Source organism: Ectothiorhodospira shaposhnikovii (assembly GCF_047222355.1).
GTDB lineage: Bacteria > Pseudomonadota > Gammaproteobacteria > Ectothiorhodospirales > Ectothiorhodospiraceae > Ectothiorhodospira.
The window spans coordinates 1139384-1162854 of record NZ_CP178333.1; the positions used below are offsets into that span (position 1 = coordinate 1139384).

The 23471-nt window shown below is 64.7% G+C and carries 22 protein-coding genes; 20 read left to right on the forward strand and 2 right to left on the reverse strand.

Going from position 1 to position 23471, the window contains the following annotated elements:
* Positions 1 to 18: 18 nt before the first annotated feature.
* Both ACLF6L_RS05205 and draG read left to right on the forward strand, forming a co-directional pair.
* Positions 19 to 696, forward strand: coding sequence for a nitrogen fixation protein NifQ (locus tag ACLF6L_RS05205; protein ID WP_412852514.1), 678 nt, complete (start codon positions 19 to 21; stop codon positions 694 to 696).
* Entirely contained in the window at positions 697 to 1590 is an 894-nt protein-coding gene (gene draG, locus ACLF6L_RS05210; protein ID WP_238618161.1) for an ADP-ribosyl-[dinitrogen reductase] hydrolase, read from the forward strand. It begins immediately after the preceding gene.
* Here draG and ACLF6L_RS05215 read toward each other — a convergent pair.
* Positions 1587 to 2768 carry a pyridoxal-phosphate-dependent aminotransferase family protein gene (locus ACLF6L_RS05215; protein WP_412852515.1) on the reverse strand — a complete coding sequence of 394 codons (1182 nt, stop codon included), beginning with the start codon at positions 2766 to 2768 and terminating at the stop codon, positions 1587 to 1589. The two genes, draG and ACLF6L_RS05215, sit on opposite strands and share 4 nt — an antisense overlap.
* Before the next feature lie 171 nt (positions 2769 to 2939).
* Here ACLF6L_RS05215 and purL point away from each other — a divergent pair, with 171 nt between their 5' ends.
* Together purL and ACLF6L_RS05225 are read left to right on the forward strand one after the other, a co-directional pair.
* Positions 2940 to 6830: a phosphoribosylformylglycinamidine synthase gene (gene purL / locus ACLF6L_RS05220; RefSeq protein WP_412852516.1), complete on the forward strand. Its 3891-nt coding sequence runs from the start codon at positions 2940 to 2942 to the stop codon at positions 6828 to 6830.
* Positions 6830 to 7570, forward strand: coding sequence for a glycosyltransferase (locus tag ACLF6L_RS05225; RefSeq protein WP_412852517.1), 741 nt, complete (start codon positions 6830 to 6832; stop codon positions 7568 to 7570). Before purL ends, ACLF6L_RS05225 begins: the two co-directional genes overlap by 1 nt.
* A 6-nt stretch (positions 7571 to 7576) precedes the next feature.
* Here ACLF6L_RS05225 and ACLF6L_RS05230 read toward each other — a convergent pair whose 3' ends face one another.
* Complete coding sequence (locus ACLF6L_RS05230; protein WP_238618165.1) at positions 7577 to 8410, reverse strand: NAD(+)--dinitrogen-reductase ADP-D-ribosyltransferase; 834 nt, start codon at positions 8408 to 8410, stop codon at positions 7577 to 7579.
* 173 nt (positions 8411 to 8583) lie between these two features.
* Here ACLF6L_RS05230 and nifH point away from each other — a divergent pair, with 173 nt between their 5' ends.
* From nifH to bluB, 16 genes are all read left to right on the forward strand, one after another.
* Positions 8584 to 9465: a nitrogenase iron protein gene (gene nifH, locus ACLF6L_RS05235; RefSeq protein ID WP_200176998.1), complete on the forward strand. Its 882-nt coding sequence runs from the start codon at positions 8584 to 8586 to the stop codon at positions 9463 to 9465.
* A 133-nt stretch (positions 9466 to 9598) separates the two neighbouring features.
* Positions 9599 to 11068, forward strand: a complete 1470-nt coding sequence (nifD, locus tag ACLF6L_RS05240) for a nitrogenase molybdenum-iron protein alpha chain (protein WP_238618166.1) — start codon at positions 9599 to 9601, stop codon at positions 11066 to 11068.
* A gap of 99 nt (positions 11069 to 11167) precedes the next feature.
* Positions 11168 to 12739, forward strand: a complete 1572-nt coding sequence (nifK, locus tag ACLF6L_RS05245; protein ID WP_238618167.1) for a nitrogenase molybdenum-iron protein subunit beta — start codon at positions 11168 to 11170, stop codon at positions 12737 to 12739.
* A 74-nt stretch (positions 12740 to 12813) separates the two neighbouring features.
* Complete coding sequence (nifT, locus tag ACLF6L_RS05250; protein ID WP_090203323.1) at positions 12814 to 13026, forward strand: putative nitrogen fixation protein NifT; 213 nt, start codon at positions 12814 to 12816, stop codon at positions 13024 to 13026.
* Between the two features lie 53 nt (positions 13027 to 13079).
* Complete coding sequence (nifX, locus tag ACLF6L_RS05255) at positions 13080 to 13799, forward strand: nitrogen fixation protein NifX (protein ID WP_238618168.1); 720 nt, start codon at positions 13080 to 13082, stop codon at positions 13797 to 13799.
* A gap of 233 nt (positions 13800 to 14032) precedes the next feature.
* Positions 14033 to 15445 carry a nitrogenase iron-molybdenum cofactor biosynthesis protein NifE gene (nifE, locus tag ACLF6L_RS05260; RefSeq protein ID WP_238618169.1) on the forward strand — a complete coding sequence of 471 codons (1413 nt, stop codon included), beginning with the start codon at positions 14033 to 14035 and terminating at the stop codon, positions 15443 to 15445.
* 1 nt (position 15446) lies between these two features.
* Entirely contained in the window at positions 15447 to 16877 is a 1431-nt protein-coding gene (nifN, locus tag ACLF6L_RS05265; RefSeq protein ID WP_412852518.1) for a nitrogenase iron-molybdenum cofactor biosynthesis protein NifN, read from the forward strand.
* A 10-nt stretch (positions 16878 to 16887) separates the two neighbouring features.
* Positions 16888 to 17331, forward strand: a complete 444-nt coding sequence (locus ACLF6L_RS05270) for a NifB/NifX family molybdenum-iron cluster-binding protein (protein WP_008932815.1) — start codon at positions 16888 to 16890, stop codon at positions 17329 to 17331.
* Positions 17332 to 17365: 34 nt separating this feature from the next.
* Positions 17366 to 17824, forward strand: a complete 459-nt coding sequence (locus ACLF6L_RS05275; protein WP_238618171.1) for a NifX-associated nitrogen fixation protein — start codon at positions 17366 to 17368, stop codon at positions 17822 to 17824.
* An 81-nt stretch (positions 17825 to 17905) separates the two neighbouring features.
* On the forward strand, positions 17906 to 18196 hold the full coding sequence (gene fdxB, locus ACLF6L_RS05280) for a ferredoxin III, nif-specific (RefSeq protein WP_238618172.1): 291 nt from the start codon (positions 17906 to 17908) through the stop codon (positions 18194 to 18196).
* A gap of 27 nt (positions 18197 to 18223) precedes the next feature.
* Positions 18224 to 18907 (forward strand): Fe-S cluster assembly protein NifU, encoded by a 684-nt coding sequence (gene nifU, locus ACLF6L_RS05285; RefSeq protein ID WP_412852519.1) that lies wholly within the window; start codon positions 18224 to 18226, stop codon positions 18905 to 18907.
* 2 nt (positions 18908 to 18909) lie between these two features.
* Positions 18910 to 20118 carry a cysteine desulfurase NifS gene (gene nifS, locus ACLF6L_RS05290; protein WP_238618174.1) on the forward strand — a complete coding sequence of 403 codons (1209 nt, stop codon included), beginning with the start codon at positions 18910 to 18912 and terminating at the stop codon, positions 20116 to 20118.
* 142 nt (positions 20119 to 20260) lie between these two features.
* On the forward strand, positions 20261 to 21820 hold the full coding sequence (locus ACLF6L_RS05295) for a glutamate synthase-related protein (RefSeq protein ID WP_238618175.1): 1560 nt from the start codon (positions 20261 to 20263) through the stop codon (positions 21818 to 21820).
* Between the two features lie 70 nt (positions 21821 to 21890).
* Positions 21891 to 22160 carry a light-harvesting antenna LH1, beta subunit gene (pufB, locus tag ACLF6L_RS05300; RefSeq protein ID WP_338081498.1) on the forward strand — a complete coding sequence of 90 codons (270 nt, stop codon included), beginning with the start codon at positions 21891 to 21893 and terminating at the stop codon, positions 22158 to 22160.
* Between the two features lie 91 nt (positions 22161 to 22251).
* Positions 22252 to 22425, forward strand: a complete 174-nt coding sequence (gene pufA / locus ACLF6L_RS05305; protein ID WP_238618176.1) for a light-harvesting antenna LH1, alpha subunit — start codon at positions 22252 to 22254, stop codon at positions 22423 to 22425.
* Positions 22426 to 22607: 182 nt separating this feature from the next.
* The gene (gene bluB / locus ACLF6L_RS05310) at positions 22608 to 23366 is read left to right on the forward strand and encodes a 5,6-dimethylbenzimidazole synthase (protein WP_412852520.1); all 759 of its coding nucleotides are present in this window, start codon (positions 22608 to 22610) and stop codon (positions 23364 to 23366) included.
* Positions 23367 to 23471 lie beyond the last annotated feature (105 nt).

Sequence of the window (23471 nt, forward strand, 5' to 3'; positions counted from 1 at the left end):
AATCCGTCAGCGTCGAACATGGCAGCCTCACACGCCGTCACGCCGGTGCCGGCGGGTACCGTGCATTGGAAAAAAAGCCCCCATGGCCGGCACCGCGCCGGCCATCCGCCCCGGGTCGGTGGTTGTGATGAGGTTGCCGAGGCCGGCGAGGGCAGGATGGACAGCCTCCACGACCGACTGCTTGCCCATGCCGGGGGGCTGCCCAACGATGATCTGCTGGCGTGTCTGTTGTCCGCCTGGATCGGCGGTCGCGGCGTCCTGCCGGCGCATCTGGGGCTGTCCGGCAGTGACTACCGGCAGATGCTCGGTCGTCACTTTCCGGGGCTGACCCTCAACCCGCCTGCCCTGGAGCCGGTGGAGGTGCAGCGCCTGGACGAACGGCGGGATCTACAGCAGTTGCTGCTGTCCCATCGCCGGGGACGGGATCCCTCCGAGGTCTGGCTGGCCGCCATCGTGGCCGCCGCCTGCATGGGGCCGGATCATCTCTGGCAGGATCTGGGGCTGCGCAGTCGTGATCAGCTCACCCGGCTGATGCGGGACAATTTCCCGGGGCTGGTGGCACTCAATGCCCAGGACATGAAATGGAAGAAATTCCTCTACCGCCAGCTCTGCCTGGCCGAAGACATCCTGATCTGCCGGTCACCGTCCTGTGAGGTCTGTCAGGACTATGCGGTGTGTTTCGGGCCGGAGGTCTGATTGTCGAAAGCACCACTGCAACGGGGACTGGGGGCCTATCTGGGGCTGGCCGTGGGGGATGCCCTGGGGGCCACGGTGGAGTTCATGACGCCTCGGGAGATACAGGCCGTTCATGGGGTGCATCGGCGCATCATCGGCGGCGGCTGGCTGAACCTCAAGGCCGGCGCCGTCACCGACGACACCACCATGAGCCTGGCCCTGGGCCGGGCGATCCTGGCATCCGGCGACCTGGACGGGGTGGCCATGGCCGAGGCCTTCAGTCAGTGGATGCGGGATCGTCCGGTGGATATCGGCCATACCGTGCGTCGCGGCATCATCCGGTATCGGCGCACCGGTGAGATCGAGACGCCGCTCAACGACAATGACGCGGGCAATGGTGCCTGCATGCGGGTCCTGCCCGTGGTGCTGGCGACCCTGGACCAGCCCCTCGATACGCTCCTTGCCGCTTGCCGCCTGCAGGGGCGGATCACCCACCATCACTCTCTGTCCGACGCGGGGACGGCCTGTGTGGCCACCATGGTGCGGATGGCCGTCCAGGGCCACGGCCCCGCGGATCTGATCCAGGGGCCGGTGGAGGCGCTGGTGACGGCCCATCCGGAGTTCCGCTTTCGGGGCAAACGGGAGGAGAATCCCAGTGGATTCATCGTCCACACCCTGCGGGCGGTGTTCCAGGCCCTGTTCGACACGGACAACCTGGAAGACTGCCTGGTGGACGTGGTCAACCGGGGCGGGGATGCGGACACCACCGGGGCCATCGCCGGGATGATCGCCGGTGCCCTGTACGGTGAGGCCTCCATTCCTCACCCGTGGCGAAGTGCCCTGGATGGCCGGGTGGCGGACGCCGTCGCCACCCAGGCCCGGGCATTGATGGCGGGTACCTTTCTCCCCGCTTAGCCGGCGTATACCCGCGATGCGGCAGGCATGGCGTGGCCGCGCTCGATGGGGGCGTTCATTTCCAGCAGCACCGCTTCCAGGGCATGCAGGCAGAGTTGCACGTTCTTGCGGTTGCAGCCAAAGCCCATCAGGCCGATGCGCCAGATCTTGCCCGCCAGCGGCCCCAGTCCGGCGCCGATTTCCAGGCCGTAGCGCTCCAGCAGCAGACCGCGCACCCGGGCTTCGTCCACGCCGTCGGGCACCTTCACCGCATTGAGTTGGGGCAGGCGGTGGGCCTCGTCCACCAGCAGGTTCAGACCCATGGCCTCCAGGCCCGCCTTCAGGGCCTCGTGATGATGCCGGTGCCGTGCCCAGGCATTCTCCAGACCTTCTTCCCGCAGCAGCACCAGGGCCTCGTGGAGGGCATAGAGGGCATTGATGGGGGCGGTGTGGTGATAGGCCCGCTTGGCATTGGGACCCCAGTAGCCCATGACCAGGTTCAGGTCCATGAACCAGCTCTGCACCGGATGCTTGCGCCCCTTGATGCGGGCCACCGCGGCCTCGCTGAAACTCACCGGTGCCAGGCCCGGGGTGCAGGACAGACACTTCTGGGTACCGGAGTAGATGGCGTCCACGCCCCAGTCGTCCACCCGCAGTTCACAGCCGCCCAGGCCGGTGACGGTGTCCACGATCACCAGACAGTCATGGGCATGGGCCACCTGGGTGAGGGTCTTCACATCGGAGCAGGCCCCGGTGGAGGTCTCGGCGTGGACAAAGGCCACCAGACGGGCTTCGGGGTGGGCCGTGAGGGTGTCTTCCAGCTGCTGAGGGTCCACCGGACGACCCCACTCGCATTCCACCACCACCGGGGTGCCGCCGCAGCGTTCCACGTTCTCCTTCATGCGCATGCCGAACACGCCGTTGATGCACACCACCACGGTATCGCCGGGTTCCACCAGGTTGACGAAGCAAGTTTCCATGCCGGCGGAACCGGGGGCGGAGACGGGCAGGGTGAGGGTATTCTGCGTCTGGAAGGCATACTGCAGCAGGCCCTTCATCTGATCCATCATGCCGACGAAGGCAGGGTCCAGGTGGCCGATGATGGGGCGGCTCATGGCGGCCAGCACCCGCGGGTTGATATCGGAGGGGCCGGGACCCATCAGGGTGCGAACGGGGGGGTGGAAGGACTGGATGGTCATGGTCGGCACGTCCTGTCAGAATTGGTTGTGTATTATGGTAGGAATTTTGCAAATGGCCCGGAGTATACGAAGCCCGCGCCAAGGGCGGCAAGTCGGCGCAACTCCGTCCCCGTCCCTTGCCGCTTTGCAGTATCATTGCCCCTTTTACGCACCGTAAGTTCGGGGTCATCGATGCTGTGTCTGCCGGGTAGTCCTTCCCTCTCCACCTTCCGCCGTCAACGCCTGTTGGAGGCCCTGCGCCAAGCGGTGCCGTCCATTACCGCCGTCAGCGCCCGTTTCGAGCACTTCGTGCAGACGGAGCGGGAACCGAGTGCCCGTGATCGTCAGGTGCTGGAACAGCTGCTGACCTACGGCGGCGGCACCGCCGACGCAGGACGGGGCCGACTGATCCTGGTGGTCCCCCGCATCGGCACCATCTCCCCCTGGTCCAGCAAGGCCACCGACATCGCCCGCAACTGCGGCCTGGACGGCGTGGTCAGGCGCATCGAGCGGGGCACCGCCTGGTGGATCGACAGCGACACCCCCCTGAACGCCGATGCCCTGGCACGCATCCTGCCCCTGTTGCATGACCGCATGACCGAAACCGTCCTCCATGAACGGGACGAGGCGGTGGCCCTGTTCTCCAACGCGGCGCCGGCACCGCTGCGGACGATCCCCCTGGGGGACGACCCCCATGGCGTCCTGGCCCGGGTGAACGGGGAACTGGGCCTGGCCCTGACCCAGGACGAGATCGACTACCTGGCCGATGCCTACGAGGCCCTGGGCCGGGATCCCTCCGACGTGGAACTGATGATGTTTGCCCAGGCCAATTCGGAGCACTGCCGCCACAAGATCTTCAACGCGGACTGGGTGATCGACGGCAAGCCCCAGGAAAAATCCCTGTTTGCCATGATCCGCAACACCCATGCCCATGCCCCTGAAGGCATCCTCTCCGCCTACCGGGACAACGCTTCGGTGATCCAGGGCCACAAGGCCCGACGCCTGACCCCGGACCCTGTGAGCGGTGAATACCGGGATCAACCGCTGGACCTGCCCATCATCATGAAGGTGGAGACCCACAACCACCCCACCGCCATCTCCCCGTTCCCCGGTGCCGCCACCGGTTCCGGCGGCGAGATCCGCGACGAGGGCGCTACCGGCCGGGGGTCCAAGCCCAAGGCGGGACTCACCGGGTTCTCGGTGTCCAACCTGCGCATCCCCGGTTTCGAGCAGCCCTGGGAACAGGACTTCGGCAAGCCCGAGCGCATCGAATCCGCTCGCCAGATCATGCTGGACGGCCCCATCGGCGCCGCCGCCTTCAACAATGAATTCGGCCGTCCCGCCCTGGCGGGCTATTTCCGCACCTACGAGGCCCTGGTGCCCGGCGCGGGAGAACCGGAACTCAAGGGCTATCACAAGCCCATCATGATCGCCGGCGGCGTCGGCAGCATTCGCGCCGAGCACGTGGAGAAGCTGGCCCTGCCGGAAGGCACCCCCGTGGTGGTGCTGGGCGGCCCGGCCATGCTCATCGGCCTGGGCGGCGGCGCCGCCTCCTCCATGGCCAGTGGCGAGAGCGCCCTGGAACTGGATTTCGCCTCCGTGCAGCGGGGCAATCCGGAGATCGAGCGCCGCTGCCAGGAGGTCATCGACCGCTGTACCGCCCTGGGCGCGGATAACCCCATCCTCTCCATCCATGACGTGGGGGCCGGTGGCCTGTCCAATGCCATCCCCGAGATCCTCAATGACGCCGGCCGCGGTGGCAGCATCGAGCTGCGCACCGTGCCCTCCGACGAGCCGGGCCTGTCCCCCATGGAGATCTGGTGCAACGAGGCCCAGGAACGTTACGTCCTGGCCATCGACGCCCGCCGCCTGGAGGCCTTCACCGCCCTGTGCGAACGGGAGCGGGCGCCCTTTGCCGTGGTGGGCACGGCCACCGCCGAACAGCGTCTATTGGTGGGCGATGCCCTGTTCGCCAATCACCCCGTGGACCTGCCCATGGAAGTGCTGCTGGGCAAGCCCCCGAAGATGCTTCGGGACGTGCATCATCGCAGTTTCCAGAAACCGGAGGTGGATACCTCGGTCATGGATCTGGGCGAGGCCGTGCGCCGAGTACTGCGTCTGCCCGCCGTGGCCTCCAAGTCCTTCCTCATCACCATTGGCGACCGCACCGTGACCGGGCTCGTGACCCGGGATCAGATGGTCGGCCCCTGGCAGGTACCGGTGGCGGACGTGGCGGTCACCGCCAGCGATTACTGGTCTTACACCGGCGAAGCCATGGCCATGGGGGAACGGACCCCCATCGCCCTGGTGCATCCCGCCGCTTCCGGCCGCCTGGCCATCGGCGAGGCCATCACCAACATGGCCGCGGCGGCGGTGGACGACCTGTCCCTGATCCGCCTCTCCGCCAACTGGATGGCCGCGGCGGGTCATCCGGGGGAGGACGCGGCCCTGTTCGACACCGTCAGGGCCGTGGGAGAGGAACTGTGCCCCCGCCTGGGCATTGCCATTCCGGTGGGCAAGGACTCCCTGTCCATGCGCACGGTCTGGCAACAGGACGGCGAGGAGCGGGTGATGACCGCGCCCCTGTCCCTGATCATCTCCGCCTTTGCCCCGGTGAGCGACGTGCGCAACACCCTCACGCCGGCGCTGGTCACCGACCAGGGCGATACCGACCTGATCCTCATCGACCTGGGCAAGGGCCAGCGCCGTCTGGCCGGTTCCGCCCTGGCCCAGGTGTTCGGCCAGGTGGGGCATCATGCCCCGGATCTGGATGATCCGGACATGCTCAAGCGCTTCTTCGCCGCGATTCAGGAACTCAATCGGGAGGGCTACCTGCTGGCCTATCACGACCGCTCCGACGGCGGGCTGCTGGCTACCCTGTGCGAGATGGCCTTTGCCGGCCGCACCGGCGTCACCGTCCATCTGGATGACCTGGGCGAGGACGACCACGCCGCCCTGTTCTGCGAGGAGCTGGGTGCGGTGGTGCAGGTGCATCATGACGCCGTGGAAGACGTGCTGGCGGTACTCCATGGCGCCGGTCTGGGCCATCATAGCCACGTCATCGGCACCCTCAACGACGACCAGGCCATCGTCCTGCGTCGGGGCCACGACATCCTGTTCCAGGCCCCCCGCGGCGAGCTGTACCAGTGCTGGGCCGAAACCAGTTACCGCATGCAGGCCCTGCGGGATGATCCCGACTGCGCCCGGGAGGCCTTCGAGGCGCTGGCCGACGACGGCGACCCCGGCCTGTCCCCGGTGCTGGGCTTTGACCCGTCCGAGGACCCGGCCCTGCCGTTCATCCAGACCGGTACCCGTCCCCGGGTGGCGATCCTGCGGGAGCAGGGGGTGAACGGTCAGGTGGAGATGGCCGCGGCCTTCCACCTGTCCGGCTTTGCCGCCGTGGACGTGCACATGACCGACCTCATCGAGGGTCGGGTGGATCTGGCGGACTTCCGCGGCCTGGTGGCCTGCGGCGGTTTCTCTTACGGCGACGTGCTGGGCGCCGGTGGCGGCTGGGCCCGTTCCATCCTGTTCAACCCCCGCCTGCGGGAGGCCTTCCAGACCTTCTTCCACCGGCCGGACACCTTCTCCCTGGGGGTGTGCAACGGCTGCCAGATGCTGTCCCAGCTCAAGGACCTGATTCCCGGTGCCGGACACTGGCCCCGTTTCGAGCGCAACCGCTCGGAGCAGTTCGAGGCCCGCCTGTCCCTGGTGGAAGTGATGCCCAGCCCCTCGGTGCTGCTCAGGGGCATGGAAGGCTCCCGGTTGCCCATCGCCGTGGCCCACGGCGAGGGCAGGGCGGACTTCGGCGGCGACTCGGCCGAAGGGGTGATGGACTCGGGGCTGGTGTCCCTGCGCTATGTGGACAATCGGGGCGAGCCGGCCCGGCGCTATCCGGCCAACCCCAACGGTTCGCCCCTGGGCATCACCGGGCTGACCACGGAGGATGGCCGGGTGACCATCATGATGCCCCACCCGGAGCGGGTGTTCCGCACCGTGCAGTATTCCTGGCATCCCCGTGACTGGGCCGAGGACGGCCCGTGGTTGCGGATGTTCAGAAATGCCCGGGTCTGGGTGGGCTGATGCCGAAGGCCGCCCCCCAGGTCTCCCTCGTCATTCCCGCCTGGAACGAGGCCGAGCTGCTGGGGCGCACCCTGGACAACCTCCGGCAGGCCTGTGACGGCCTGCCGGAGTCGTATGAAATCATCGTCGTCGACAACGATTCCGACGACGACACCCCCGACATCGCCCGGGCGGCAGGTGCCGTCGTGGTGCATGAGCCGGTGCGTCGTATCGCCCGCGCCCGCAATGCGGGGGCCAAAGTGGCGCGGGGGCATTGGCTGATCTTCGTGGATGCCGATACCTGGCCGTCCCGGGCGCTGCTGCGGGCCAGCCTGGACGCCCTGGCCTCGGGGGAGGTCTGCGCCGGGGGTGCCCGGCTGGAGTTCGACCACCTGGAGTACGGGTTCTATCGTCTGGGGAGCCGGTTCTGGAACTGGCTGTCCCTGAGACTGGGGCTGGTGGCCGGGTGCTATGTCTTCTGCACCCGGGAGGCCTTCCAGGCCGTGGGCGGCTTCAGTGAAAAGGTCTATGCGGGGGAGGAGGTGTTCCTGTCCCGCCGCCTCAAGCGCTGGGGGCGCCGCCGCGGGCAGCGGTTTCGCGTGCTGCCGGAACCGACGGTGCGGACCTCGGGGCGCAAGGCCCAGTGGTTTTCTCCCTGGCAGCACTTTCTGGTGACGGCGACGGTGCTGCTGGTGCCCTTTGCCCTACGCTCCCGCCGCCTCACCTGGTTCTGGTACCGCAGGCCGACACAAAAGCCCTGAGGGGCTTTATATCAGGCTCACCTTCACCCGATACACCCCGCCGATCACCAGGTGCTCTCCCTCGCCCTGCAGTACCCCCGGCAACAGGTCCTGGAAGCAGCAGACCTTGGCCGTCGGCACCTTCACCGTCAGGATGTAGTCCCCGAACTCGTCCGCCCGTTCCCGCACCGCGCTGAAGGCATTCACGTTATTCAACAGCACCAGGGCTTCGCCACCGGGCAGATGGGCCAGCACCTCGTGGTCCGCCAGCCGGTTCACGCCCCGGTACAGGGTGAGATGGGTGCGCTCGGGTGCCCGCCGTCGCAGCTCGTACTGGGTATAGGAGTACAGCAGGTCCAGCTGTGATTCCAGGGCGTTGGTGTTGTAGACCCCGCCCGCCCGTTCCTGCATGAACCGCCCATAGGCCAGTGACTCCGCATCCGGCAGGGGTTCGCGGTGAAAACGGGTGATCAGTCCGAAACGGGATTCCGCCCAGCCCTTGAGGACCGCCGCCTCCCGGCCGTCCGGGTTGAACCACCAGCCCCGGAGGGTGCGCAGGTAGTCCGCCCGTCCCCGTCCGCCGGCTTCCCCCTCCGCCAGCCCGCAGGCCGCCGGATCATCCAGGCAGAAATGACCCCGCATGTAGGCCATGAAGTCATGGATGCGGACCGCCGGCTCGTCCAGCCCGTCCAGATGACGCCACAAATCCCCGTGCAGTGCCCGGACCCCGTCCAGCTCCAGCGGGGCGGGGTGGTCCTGAAAGGTGAGACTGCCCAGGATCACCGCGGGCAGATTGCATCGATTGATGGGCAGGCGGGCCGCGGCGGGCAGGGAAGGGGGGGGCGGGGTGTCGTTATCCATACAGAACCGGGGTCTTTGTCGTGTATCTCACGTCCGGTGTTGGACGGTCTGATGATTATTTTTATTTTATTAAACAGTGGTTTATGTATTTATTTTCGGTCTGGCACGGGGATTGCTGAATACAGGTTGCACGCACACCCAATCGCAACAGTCAGGCAGAGGAGAACAAAGCCATGGCCCTTCGTCAATGTGCAATCTACGGTAAAGGTGGTATCGGCAAGTCCACCACCACCCAGAACCTGGTCGCGGCCCTGGCCGAGGCCGGCAAGAAGATCATGATCGTCGGCTGCGACCCCAAGGCCGACTCCACCCGTCTGATCCTGCACGCCAAGGCCCAGGAAACCATCATGCAGATGGCCGCCGATGCCGGCAGCGTGGAAGACCTGGAACTGGAAGACGTGCTCAAGACCGGTTATGCCGGCATCAAGTGCGTCGAGTCCGGCGGTCCCGAGCCGGGCGTGGGTTGCGCCGGTCGCGGCGTCATCACCGCCATCAACTTCCTGGAAGAGGAAGGCGCCTATGAAGAAGACCTGGACTTCGTCTTCTACGACGTGCTCGGCGACGTGGTCTGCGGTGGTTTCGCCATGCCCATCCGCGAAAACAAGGCCCAGGAGATCTACATCGTGGTCTCCGGCGAGATGATGGCCATGTTCGCGGCCAACAACATCGCCAAGGGCATCGTGAAGTATGCCAGCTCCGGCAGCGTCCGTCTGGCCGGCCTGATCTGCAACAGCCGCAACACCGACCGCGAAGACGAGCTGATCATCGCCCTGGCCGAAAAGCTGGGCACCCAGATGATCCACTTCGTGCCCCGCGACAACGTGGTGCAGCGGGCCGAAATCCGCCGCATGACCGTGATCGAGTACGACCCCAAGGCCAAGCAGGCCGACGAATACCGGGCCCTGGCCCGCAAGGTCATCGACAACAAGCTGTTCGTGGTCCCCACCCCCTGCACCATGGATGAACTGGAAGACCTGTTGATGGAGTTCGGCATCCTCGACGCGGAAGACGAGAGCATCGTCGGCAAGACCGCGGAAGAAGAAGCCACCGTATAAGGGGCTGGGCCGGAAGGGAGGTGCCCCGAGGGGGGCCTTCCGCTGGCAGGCGCGCCGCAACGCGGCGTGTTCATGAGCATTCCACCTGGCGCGTGTCCACGGATAAGTGGCGGCGCAAGAGGAGCAAATCGCAATGTGCGCAATGAAACGCGAAGAAGCCGAGGCCCTGATCCAGGAAGTCCTCGAGGTCTATCCGGAGAAGGCCCGGAAGGACCGTGCCAAGCACCTGGCCGTCAGTGACCCCAATGTCGAACAGGCCAAGAAGTGCATCGTCTCCAACCGTAAGTCGGTGCCCGGGGTGATGACCATCCGCGGTTGTGCCTACGCCGGTTCCAAGGGCGTGGTCTGGGGCCCCATCAAGGACATGGTCCATATTTCCCACGGCCCCGTCGGCTGCGGCCAGTATTCCCGCGCCGGTCGCCGCAACTACTACACCGGCCACACCGGCATCAACGCCTTCGGCACCATGAACTTCACCTCGGACTTCCAGGAGAAGGACATCGTCTTCGGCGGCGACAAGAAGTTGGAAAAGCTCATCGACGAGATCCAGACCCTGTTTCCCCTGCATAAGGGCATCAGCATCCAGTCCGAGTGTCCGGTGGGCCTGATCGGTGACGACATCGAGTCCGTCTCCAAGAAGAAGGCCAAGGAACTGGACAAGCCGGTGGTGCCGCTGCGCTGCGAGGGTTTCCGTGGCGTGTCCCAGTCCCTGGGTCACCACATCGCCAACGATGCCATCCGCGACTGGGTGCTGCCCAACCGCGATGACGATGCCAGCTTCGAATCCACCCCCTACGACGTGGCCCTGACCGGCGACTACAACATCGGCGGCGACGCCTGGGCCTCCCGCATCCTGCTGGAGGAAATGGGTCTGCGGGTGGTGGCCCAGTGGTCCGGCGACGGCACCATTTCCGAGCTGGAACTGGCCCCCAAGGCCAAGGTGAACCTGCTGCACTGCTATCGCTCCATGAACTACCTGGCCCGCCACATGGAAGAGAAGTACGGGATCCCGTGGATGGAATACAACTTCTTCGGTCCCACCAAGATCGCCGAGAGCCTGCGCAAGATTGCCGCGCTGTTCGACGAGAAGATCCAGGAAGGGGCGGAGCGGGTGATTGCCAAGTACACCCCCGAGATGAACGCAATCATCGAGAAGTACCGTCCGCGCCTGGAAGGCAAGAAGGTGATGCTCTACGTGGGTGGCCTGCGCCCCCGTCACGTGGTGGGCGCCTACGAGGACCTGGGCATGGAAGTGGTGGGTGCCGGTTACGAGTTCGCCCACAACGACGACTACGACCGCACCATCAAGGACCTGGGTGAAGGCACCCTGCTGTACGACGACGTCACCGGCTACGAGCTGGAGGAATTCGTCAAGCGGGTACGGCCCGACCTGGTGGGTTCCGGGATCAAGGAGAAATACATCTTCCAGAAGATGGGCATTCCCTTCCGGCAGATGCACTCCTGGGATTACTCCGGTCCCTACCACGGCTATGACGGCTTTGCCATCTTCGCCCGGGACATGGACATGACCCTGAACAATCCCTGCTGGGACAAGCTTCAGGCCCCGTGGAAGAAGGCCGCAGCGGCTGCCAAGGCCGCCTGAAACTGACCGTGGCGCCGCCGCAACCGGCGTCACGGCCACCGACAGATGTCATTCCAGACCGTTCGTCCACAGATTGGTGGCGCGGCAGGAGAAATCACCATGAGCCAGAACGCAGACAACATCAAGCCCTGCTACCCCCTGTTCCAGAGCGAGGAGTATCAGGAAGTCCTGGCCCGCAAGCGGGCCGTCGCCGAGGAGGCCCACAGCCCCGAAAAGGTGCAGGAAGTCTTTCAGTGGACCACCACGGAAGAGTACAAGGAACTGAACTTCCAGCGCGAGGCCCTGACCGTGGACCCGGCCAAGGCCTGCCAGCCCCTGGGTTCGGTGCTGTGCTCCCTGGGTTTTGAGAACACCCTGCCTTACGTGCACGGTTCCCAGGGTTGCGTGGCCTATTTCCGCACCTACTTCAACCGTCATTTCCGCGAGCCCATCGCCTGCGTCTCCGACTCCATGACCGAAGATGCCGCCGTGTTCGGCGGGCAGAAGAACATCATGGAAGGCCTGCAGAACGCCAAGGCCCTGTACAAGCCGGCCATGATCTCCATCTCCACCACCTGCATGGCCGAGGTCATCGGTGACGACCTCAATGCCTTCATCGGCAACGCCCGCAAGGAAGGCTACATCCCCGAGGACTTCCCCACGCCCTATGCCCACACACCGTCCTTCGTGGGCAGCCATACCACCGGCTGGGACAACATGTTCGAGGGCACCATCCGCTACTTCACCGTCAACGACATGGAAGGCAAGGAGCCCGGCAAGAACGGCAAGCTCAACCTGGTGCCGGGTTTCGAGACTTACCTGGGCAACTACCGGGTGATGAAGCGCATGATGAAGGAAATGGGCGTGGACGCCACCCTGCTGTGCGACCCGGAAGAGGTGCTGGATACCCCGGCCGACGGTGAGTACCGCATGTATGCCGGCGGCACCACCCAGGAAGAGCTCAAGGATGCCCCCAACGCCCGGGACACCATCCTGCTGCAGCCCTGGCAACTGGAAAAGACCAAGAAGTTCGTGCAGGGCACCTGGAACCATGAAGTGCCCAAGCTGAACATCCCCATGGGTGTGGAGTGGACCGACGAGTTCCTGATGAAGGTTTCGGAGATCACCGGCCAGCCGATCCCCGCCTCCCTGGAAAAGGAACGGGGCCGTCTGGTGGACATGATCACCGACTCCCACACCTGGCTGCACGGCAAGACCTACGCCCTGTACGGGGATGCGGACTTCGTCATGGGCATGGCCAAGTTCCTGATGGAACTGGGCGCCGAGCCCAGGCACATCCTGGTGCACCATGCCAACAAGCGCTGGAAGAAGGCGATGGAGAAGATCCTCTCCGAGAGCCCCTACGGCGCCCGCAGCGAAGTGCACATCAACCGGGACCTGTGGCACCTGCGTTCCCTGGTGTTCACCGACAAGCCGGACTTTTTGATCGGCAACTCCTACGGCAAGTTCATCCAGCGCGACACGCTGGCCAAGGGCAAGGAGTTTGAGGTACCGCTGGTGCGGATCGGTTTCCCCATCTTCGACCGCCACCATCTGCACCGCATGACCACCCTGGGCTATGAGGGCGGTATGTACATCCTCACCACCCTGGTGAACGCGGTGCTGGAGCGTCTGGACGAAGAGACCCGCATCATGGGCGAGACGGACTACAACTACGATCTGGTTCGCTGATCCACCCGCGCCCCCACTCCAACCCCTCTCCCCCCTGGGGGAGAGGGGCTCACTTCGCCGGAGAGTACACCATCATGCCCAGCGTCATGATCAACAAGACCGAAGCCGGGGGCCTGACCCTCTATGTTCCCAAGAAGGATCTGGAGGAGATGATCGTCTCCATGGAACACGAAGGCCCCGACCGCTGGGGCGGGGAACTGACCCTGGCGGATGGTTCCCGCTACTACCTGGAGCCCATGGACGCGGCGCCCCGGCTGCCCATCACCCTGCGCGTCAAGCGCCTGTGATGGTGAACCGGGCCAATGAATGCGCCAGATACCGACACCATCAGGAGATCCTCATGTCACCCGACATCCTCAACCGTGAATGCGCCCTGCGCATCGCTCTGGCGAGCCGGGTCCTGCCCGGGGTGCAGTTACCGCGCCTGATCGAGGCCATCATCGAGAAGGTGGATGCCCCCATCCGGGAGGACGGCCTGGCCAGGCTCACCGTGGCGGATCTGCGCCAGGCCCTCAAGCGTCCCAAGTCGGAATCGGGGGAGGAGGGCGGACCCGGCGACGAGGCCCTGGAAATGGCCGTCCGCTATCTCGGTGGGGAACGGGACGTGGAGCCCGGATTGCCCGCCATCAAGGACTACGTGCCCGGTGACATGCCGGATTCCGTGCGCATCGCCATGGCCTCCAATACCGGGGAAAAGCTGGACGGGCATTTCGGCTCCTGTCTGCGATTCCTGGTCTATCAGGTATCCGCCACTGAATCCCGCCTGGTGGACATCCGCGAGACGGAAACCGCCGACCTGACCGACGACCGCAACGCCGCCCGCGCCGCCATGGTGAATGACTGCCAGGTGCTGTATGTCCAGGGCATTGGTGGTCCCGCCGCCGCCAAGGTGATCCGCGCCGGTGTCCATCCGGTGAAGTTTCCCCGGGGCAGCGTGGCCTCGGAGGTCATCACCCAGTTGCAGGGTGTCCTCAAGGGCGCGCCCCCGCCCTGGCTGGCCAAATCCATGGGGCGCCAACCGCCGACGCTGGAGAAATTCCGTGCCGGGGTGGAAGCCTGAAAGATTTGATGACGCCCTTCTCCCCCCCCCCCCGGGGGAGAAGGGCCGGGGATGAGGGGCGACCCATCCTCCGCAATGACACCCTTGCTCCAATCCTCCCACCATTGTCACATTCGCAACAATCCCTCCGTTCCTGAAAGTCTTAAATAAACAATGGCTTGACGCCATTATTCAGCCTGGCCCGCTCCTTGCATTTCATCACATCAACAACGCGCCAAACGCGGAGGCAAGGCATGAAGGCACAGGACATCAAGGCACTGCTGGACGAACCGGCCTGTGCCCACAACACCCACAAGCCCAAGGGCGGCTGCACCCGGCCCAAGCCCGGCGCCACCGCCGGCGGCTGCGCCTTCGACGGCGCCCAGATCGCCCTGCTGCCGGTGGCCGACGTGGCCCATATCGTCCACGGCCCCATCGCCTGCGCCGGCAACACCTGGGACAACCGGGGTACCCGCTCCTCCGGCGGGCCGGACCTGTTCCGTCTGGGCATGACCACCGACCTTACCGAACAGGACGTGATCATGGGCCGCTCCGAAAAGCGCCTGTTCCACGCCATCCGCCAAGCGGTGGAGGCCCACCAACCTCCGGCGGTGTTCGTCTACAACACCTGCGTCACCGCCCTCATCGGCGATGACGTGGATGCCGTCTGCAAGGCCGCCCAGGAACGCTTCGGGGTACCGGTGGTGCACGTGGATGCCGCCGGTTTCTACGGCTCCAAGAACCTGGGCAATCGCATCGCCGGCGAGACCATGGTGAAGAAGGTGGTGGGTACCCGGGAGCCGGACCCCATCCCGGCGTCCGCGACACGCCCCGGCATCCGGGTCCATCAGGTCAACCTCATCGCCGAATACAACATCGCCGGTGAGTTCTGGCACGTGCTGCCCCTGTTCGACGAGCTGGGCCTGCGCATCCTCTGCACCCTGTCCGGGGACGCCCGCTTCCACCAGATCCAGTCCATGCACCGCAGCCAGGCCAACATGCTGGTCTGCTCCAAGGCCATGATCAACGTGGCCAGAAAGCTGGAAGAGCGCTACGGCACCCCCTGGTTCGAGGGCAGCTTCTACGGCGTGCAGGACATGTCCCAGGCCCTGCGGGATTTTGCCTGCCTGATCGATGATCCGGATCTGACCCGGCGCACCGAGGACCTCATCGCCCGAGAAGAATCCCGCATTCATGCCGCCCTGGAACCCTGGCGGGACCGCCTGCGGGGCAAGCGGGTGCTGCTCTACACCGGTGGCGTCAAGTCCTGGTCGGTGGTATCCGCCCTGCAGGATCTGGGCATGACCGTGGTGGCCACCGGCACCCGCAAGTCCACGGATGCCGACAAGGCCCGCATTCGCCAGCTGATGGGGGAGGACGCGGTCATGATCGAGGACGGCAGTCCCGCCAACCTGCTGCGCATCTATGAAGAAACCCGGGCCGACATGCTCATCGCCGGCGGCCGCAACCTCTATACCGCCCTCAAGGCCCGCATGCCCTTCCTGGACATCAACCAGGAACGGGAACACGCTTACGCCGGTTACGAGGGGATGCTGGAACTGGCCCGTCAGCTGGCCATCACCCTGGAAAGCCCCATCTGGCCCCGGGTCCGCGAACCCGCCCCCTGGGATGCCGACGGCATGCCCGCCACCTCGGAGGTCCGCTGACATGCCTGAAATCCTCAAGCGCAACAAGGCCCTGTCCGTCAGCCCCCTCAAGGCCAGCCAGCCCCTGGGGGGTGCCCTGGCGTTCCTGGGCATGGATCGGACCATGCCCATGTTCCATGGCGCCCAGGGCTGTACCGCCTTTGCCAAGGTGTTTCTGGTGCGCCACTTCCGGGAACCCATCCCCCTGCAGACCACCGCCATGGATCAGGTGAGCGCGGTCATGGGCGCCGACGAGGCCCTGGTGGAAGGCCTGGCCACCATTTGCAACAAGTCCGCGCCGGCCCTGATCGGCATCGTCACCACCGGACTGTCGGAAACGGAAGGGGCCGACATCCATCGGGTGGTGCGGGAGTTCCGGATGCAGCATCCCGAGTTTGCCCAGGTGGCGGTGGTGCCGGTGAACACCCCGGATTATTGCGGCTCGGCGGAGACCGGCTTTGCCCTGGCGGTGACCGCCCTCATCGATACCCTGGTGCCCGAGGCGAAGGCGGCCGGGACGGTCCCCGGCAGTCGGCCCCGGCAGCTCAACGTGCTGGTCGGGTCAAGCCTGACCCCGGGCGACGTGGACCATCTCAAGGAGATCATCGAGGCGTTCGACCTGGAACCGGTGGTCCTGCCGGATCTGTCCGCCTCCCTGGATGGTCATCTGGACGAGGCCCGTCTGTCCGCCCTGACCACCGGCGGCACGCCCCTGTCCGCACTGGCTACGCTGGGGAATGCCCAGGCCACCCTGGTGGTGGGTGCCTCCATGGCGACGGCGGCGGACCTGCTCAAGGCCCGTACCGGCGTGCCGGATCTGCGTTTTGACGGCCTGATGGGCATGGATGCCACGGATGAACTGCTGCTGACCCTGTCCCGGCTCAGCGGCCGGCCGGTGCCGGTCCGGCTGCGCCGCCAGCGCGCCCGTCTGCAGGACGCCATGCTCGACACCCATTTCATGATGGGACTGGCACGCATTGCCGTGGCCGGCGAAGCGGACCTGCTGGCGGGGTTTTCGGCCCTGCTGCGGGAAGTTGGCAGCGAGGTGGTGGCCGCCGCCGTGCCCGTCAAGGCGCCGGTACTGGATCGCCTTTCAGTACGCACCATCAAGATCGGCGACCTGGAAGATCTGGAGGCCATGGCCCGGGAGCAGGGAGCGGAACTGCTCATTGCCAATGCCCATGGGGTGGCCTCGGCCCAGCGGCTGGGCATCCCCCTGCTGCGGGCCGGGTTCCCCCAGTACGACTGGCTGGGCGGCTTCCAGCGGACCTGGATCGGTTATGGGGGTGCCCAGCAGGCCCTGTTCGATCTGGCCAACCTGCGGGTGGCGTCCCACCACGGCGTGACCCCCTACCGCTCCATCTACGACCGTTCCCCCGACACCGACCTTCCGGAGGGTCCTCGCCATGGGACTTCAGCGTCGCCTGCAGGTGGTTACGCCGCCTGTCACTGAGACCGCCGTCATGTCATCGCCAGCCCCGGTTCTGATTGCCTTTGCCAGTACGGACCTCAAGCGGGTGGACCAGCATTTCGGGTCCGCCCAGTGCCTGGCCATCTACCGCCTGGAAAGCGAGGGCAGTGCACTGGTGGAGGCCGTGCAGTTCGGCATGCAGGCCCGGGACGGCCATGAGGACAAGCTGATGGCCAAGTTCGATGCCCTGCAAGGCTGTGCCGCCGTGTACTGCGAAGCGGCGGGCGCCTCGGCGGTGAAGCAGCTCCTGGCCCTGGGGGTACAACCCCTGAAGGTGGCCCACGGGACCCGCATCGGTCCGCTGCTGGGCGAGCTTCAGGACGTGATTCGGGACGGTTGTCCGCCGCCCTGGCTGGCCAAGGCCATGCAGCAGGGACGTTCGGACCCGGACCGGTTTGACGCCATGGCCGCCGAGCCATGGGAAGAAGAAGCCTGATCCATCAACCTGTGGACATTTGGGGAAGACATCCATGAGCAACACCACCGCTGATCCCATTCTGGAAACTGATTTCATGAAGGAGATGGTTCGCCAGATGCGGGCCCTGGACACCTTCGGAACCCGGGATGGGCAATCCGACGAAGCGCTGCTGTCCCAATTCGTCATCACCCCGGAAAAGCGCAAGGAGATCCCCCTGGTCGCCGACATGGACCGGGCCACCCTGGCACGGGTGAATGCGTTCTACAACGCCGTCGCGGTGCTGATCGAGAAGGAATGCGGCCGCATGGCCACGGTCATGCTCAGCCTGAACGGGGAGGGTTTTGGCCGCGTGATCATTTCCGTGGGCAAGCTGCTGGTGGTGGACAAGACCCTGCGTGATGTTCATCGCTTCGGTTTCGACAGCCTGTCGAAGATGAAGACCGAGGCGGACAAGCTCCTGTCGGTGGCCCTGAACATCGTCGGCGATCACCCGGACGTGGCGGGGATGTAACAAGCAAGCCCTCATCCCCGGCCCTTCTCCCCCTGGGGGAGAAGGGAGACAAAAAACATACATAGAGAAGAGGCGACACCCATGACCCACATCACCGGCCTCACCCGGGGCGGGACCCCCTGGATACCGGCCTTCATCACCGAACTCAAGGAAGAAAACTGCATCGGCTGCGGCCGCTGCTACAAGGTCTGTACCCGCAACTGCTTTGAACTGGTGGAACGGGAAATCGACGATGACGACGACGATTTCGATGACGATGCCTCCATGGTCATGCGCCTGCTGGACGCCATGGACTGCATCGGCTGCCAGGCCTGCGCCAAGGTCTGTCCCAAGAACTGCCATACCCATGCCCCCGCCGCCCTGGCGAGCTGAACCCTAGAATCCCGGAGGACAGAAGCCATGTGGGACTATTCCGAAAAGGTCAAAGAGCACTTCTTCAACCCCCGCAACGCCGGCGCGGTCGAAGGGGCCAATGCCATCGGCGAGGTGGGTTCCCTGTCCTGCGGGGATGCCCTTCGCCTCACCCTGAAGGTGGACTCTGAGACCCAGGTGATCCTGGATGCCGGTTTCCAGACCTTCGGCTGCGGTTCCGCCATCGCCTCCAGCTCCGCCCTGACCGAACTCATCAAGGGCATGACCCTGGACGAGGCCCTGGAAGTGACCAACGAGGACATCGCCGACTTCCTGGACGGCCTGCCGCCGGAGAAGATGCACTGCTCCGTCATGGGACGGGAGGCCCTGGAAGCGGCCGTTGCCAACTATCGCGGCGAGGTCTGGAAGGATGACCACGAAGAAGGTGCCCTGGTCTGCAAGTGCTTTGCCGTGGATGCCGTCAAGGTGGAGCAGACCATCCGCGAGAACGGCCTGCGCACGGTCCAGGACGTGACCTTCTACACCAAGGCCGGCGGCGGTTGCAGTGCCTGCCACGAAGGCATTGAGGAGATCCTGGTGCGGGTGCTGGCAGAACGGGGCGAGGCCTTCGACCCGGAAAACCATGTCACCGCCCAGCCCGAGGCCCGCCGCGGCAACACGGTTCGCATCATGCCCAGGATGTCGGTGCGGGTCATGGCGATGGAGGAATGATCATGGAACCCATCTATCTGGACAACAACGCCACCACCCGGGTGGACCCTGCGGTGGTGGAGGCCATGCTGCCCTTCTTCACCGAGCAGTTCGGCAACCCGTCTTCCATCCACAGCTTCGGCAACCGGGTGGGGCACGCCATCAAGCAGGCCCGGGGCCAGGTGCAGACCCTGCTGGGGGCGGCGCACGATTCGGAGATCGTGTTCACCTCCTGCGGCACCGAGTCCGACTCCACCGCCATCCTCTCGGCGGTGAAGGCCCAGCCCCAGCGCCGGGAGATCATCACCACCGTGGTGGAACACCCGGCCATCCTCACCGTGTGCGAACAGCTGGAGAAGGAGGGTTACACCATCCATCGGTTGCCGGTGGATGGCAGGGGACGACTGGACCTGGACCACTACGCCGCCCTGCTGTCGGATCAGGTGGCCCTGGTGACGGTGATGTGGGCCAACAACGAGACCGGCACCCTGTTCCCGGTGGAGACCATGGCCCGGATGGCACGGGAAGCGGGTGTAATGTTTCACACCGACGCGGTGCAGGTGGTGGGCAAGCTGCCCATCGACCTGAAGTCCTCCGCCATCGACATGCTTTCCCTGTCCGGTCACAAGCTCCACGCCCCCAAGGGCATCGGCGTGCTCTACCTGCGCCGGGGCCTGCGCTTTCGGCCTTTGCTCAGGGGCGGCCATCAGGAACGGGGACGGCGGGCCGGCACCGAAAACAGCGCCGGCATCGTTGCCCTGGGCAAGGCCGCCGAGCTGGCCATGACCCACATGGAGCATGAAAACACTGAAGTCCGCGCCCTGCGGGACCATCTGCAGGCGGGCCTGGCGGCACGCATTCCCCATGCCCTGGTGATGGGGGACCAGGACAATCGGCTGCCCAACACCTTGAACATGGCCTTTGAGTACATTGAAGGGGAGTCCATCCTGTTGCTGCTGAATCAGGCGGGGATCGCCGCGTCCAGCGGCTCCGCCTGCACCTCCGGTTCCCTGGAACCCTCCCACGTCATGCGGGCCATGGGGATTCCCTACACCGCGGCCCATGGTTCGGTGCGGTTTTCCCTTTCCCGCTACAACACCCGGGCCGAGATCGACCGGGTGATCGACGTCATGCCGGACATCGTGGCCAGACTGCGCAAGATGTCCCCGTACTGGGGCGTGGACGGCCCGGTCACGGATCCGGAAAAGGCCTTTGCCCCCGCGTATGCTTGAACCGGAATGAGTTGACATCCTCCGGAAAGCCCCTCTCCCCCGTGGGAGAGGGTGGCGGCCGTCGTCATCTCGTTTCCTATACTCGGGTTGCTGATTGGAAAAAAGTACGCGCTTGGCGCGAAGCAACTTTGAGGGGGAAATGATGACGAAACCTATTGTGGCGGCCGTGGAACCGGTGGGCATCACCCTTGAAAAGGGCAAGAGGTATGACTTTTGTCGTTGCGGGCGTTCCAGGGATCAACCCTTCTGCGATGGGTCGCACCAGGGTACCGGTATCGAGCCGATCTCGTTCCAGCCCCGTGATGATGGTGAGAATTGGCTGTGCATGTGCAAGCAGTCGGGTGATCTTCCCTACTGCGACGGCAGCCATGGGAAGGTGCCGGAAAGCGCGATTGGACAGGAATTCGACGGCGTGGGCGGTGAGGTGGAAGATACCGAAGATGACGCCGCTCCCGCGCCGCGCAACACCAAGACCGAACCCCATGTGGAATTCATCCATGCTCTCGCCCGAGGTGGACTGGAAGAGGTTGGGGCCATGGGTCCCACGGTTGCAATGGGCGTGCCGCGCGATCGTATACCATCCTGGGACGATATCCAGATCCTCACCGCGCAGTTCGCGCGTCGGCCGCTGACCGGCGACGTGGATGTGGCCAGCGAACTGGTGATCGGCCCGGAGGCCCGTCGTCCCCTGCGTCTGGAGATGCCCCTGCTGGTCACGGACATGAGCTTTGGTTCGTTGTCCCGGGAGGCCAAGATCGCGCTGGCGCGGGGCGCCGAACGGGCCGGCACCGGCATCTGTTCCGGGGAAGGCGGGATGCTGCCGGAAGAGCAGGCCGAGAACTCGCGCTACCTCTTTGAACTGGGACCGGCCCGCTACGGCTACTCCGAGGCATTGTTGGAAAAGGTGCAGGCGTTCCATTTCAAGGGTGGTCAGGGTGCGAAAACCGGTGTCGGCGGCGTGCTTCCCGGTGCCAAGGTCTCGAAAGAGATCGCCGAGGTGCGAGGTATTGAGGTTGGTCGGGATTCGTTATCTCCTCCGGTGATCCCGGACCTTGAAACACCCGCCGATTTCAGGCGCTTTGCGGATTCGATCCGCGAGCGAACCGGCGGAATTCCGGTCGGCTTCAAGCTTTCCGCAAACCACATCGAGCGGGATCTGGGTTTTGCCCTGGAGGCGGGTGCCGATTACGTGATCCTGGATGGTCGTGGTGGTGGAACCGGCGCCGCGCCGGCCCTGCTCAGGGATCATATCGGCGTGCCGACCATTCCGGCGCTGGCACGGGCGCGGCGTTACCTGAACACGCGCGGTGCGAGCGGACGAGTCACACTGATCATCACTGGAGGGCTGCGCACGCCGGCGGACTTCGTCAAGGCCCTGGCGTTGGGTGCCGATGGCATTGCATTGGGCAACAGTGCGATTCAGGCGGTGGGCTGTGTCGGCGCGCGCATCTGCCACACCAACCGCTGCCCGACGGGCATCGCAACCCAGGATCCGGAGTTGCGTCAGCGACTGGACCCGGAACAGGGGGGCGTCGGGCTTGCCCGCTTCCTGCTGGCCTCCGTGCAGCTGATGCAGGTGCTGGCGCGTGCGGCCGGCAGGGCACGCTTGGCGGATCTTGGGCAGGACGACCTGACCACCTTCAATCGTGATCTGGTAGAGATGGCCAACTTGCCCTACGCCGGAGGGCCCGATTACGGGTGAGTCGCGTCTCGCGCCCGTTGGATGAAGTTCCGTGAAAAGCGCCGCGGAACCCGTTTTTAGGAATTTACCTGTGCTGGATCAGGAACTCGGCACTTGTCGTAGTGTAACGTTTGCAGCGTCATACGTGACCGCGTTGAGTCAGCGCGCTATTTCCAGTAAGACTTATTTAGAGGAAATTCAAATGGTTGATGAAACGAAAGGTTCGCTCTCGGGGCTCAGCGAAGATGAAGCCATGGAGTTTCATGGTGTCTTCATGACCAGCATGATGGGTTTTCTGGCGGTTGCCGCCGTTGCCCACGTTCTGGCCTGGATGTGGCGTCCCTGGGGTGTGGCTTGGTAAGACTTGTCGCCTGCAAGGGCGAATCAAGTCTCAAGCCGTGCCTTAAGTGAAGCAGTAGTAGCAGTTTCTTTCCGATATAGGAGATTTCAATATGTGGCGTACTTGGCTGCTGTTCGATCCTCGCAGAGCGTTGGTTGCCCTGTTCACTTTCCTGGCCGTGCTGGCTCTTCTGATTCACTTCATCCTGCTGAGCACCGAGCGCTTCAACTGGATGCACAGCGCCTCTCTGGTTGACAAGACCGAGCAGGTCGTGGCGCAGGCGTAAGCCGGCAAATCAAGCCTTGGCTTGAAAGCGTCTGATGCCCGCGCATCCCGGGCGGGATGGCAGTTAATCTGCGTCCCGCCCGGCATCAGGGCCCGTCCGGCGATAAAAAAGCTTTTACCACTCGGTGGTAAAGGCTTTTTTTTGCGTTCCGGAAAAAATAAAGAATAAAGTCGAGCGGCTAGATGATGACCGAGAATGATCCACCAATACCCGATACTCACCGCTTCAGCGAGGCGGAGCGCATAGCCATCTATCGCAATATCCTCTGTCGAAGGGACGTGCGGGGGCAGTTCCTCTCCACCCCGATACCCGACGACATGTTGGCACGCATCCTCACCGCCGCTCACTTCGCCCCTTCGGTGGGTTTCATGCAGCCCTGGAGTTTCGTGGTGGTCAAGGATCCGGACGTGAAGCGCAGGGTCCACGAGGCCTTCAGCCTCGCCAACGAAGAAGCAGCGGAGATGTTCGAGGGCGAACGTCGGCAAATCTACCGCAGCCTGCGACTGGAAGGCATCCTGGACGCCCCCGTCAACCTGTGCATCACCTGCGACCGGGATCGCGCCGGCCCCGTCGTGATCGGCCGTACCCACGATCATCGCATGGATCTCTACAGCGTCGTCTGTGCAGTACAGAACCTGTGGCTGGCCGCTCGCAGTGAAGGGTTGGGCGTGGGCTGGGTGAGCATTTTCCGGCCCGAGGACATCAAGCGGGTGCTTAATCTACCCGAGGATATCGTCCCCGTGGCCTATCTCTGCATTGGTCGCGTCAATCAGTTCCACGACCGACCGGAACTGGAAACCGCCGGCTGGCGTCCCAGACTACCGCTGGAGCAACTGATCCACATGAATAGCTGGGGCCACGCGCCCGCCGATGACGACCCACTGGTGAAGGCTGTCCAGGCCTGCCAGAGCAAGGCCGCTCAATCGGATCTTCCTCTTTGAGCAGAGACACTGACCCATCTCGATAATGGGATTCTCGTGTGCTCGATTTACGATCCTTGTAGAAGGGGATAAAGCGAAAAAGTTATAGTGATGCTCCTGGGGTCT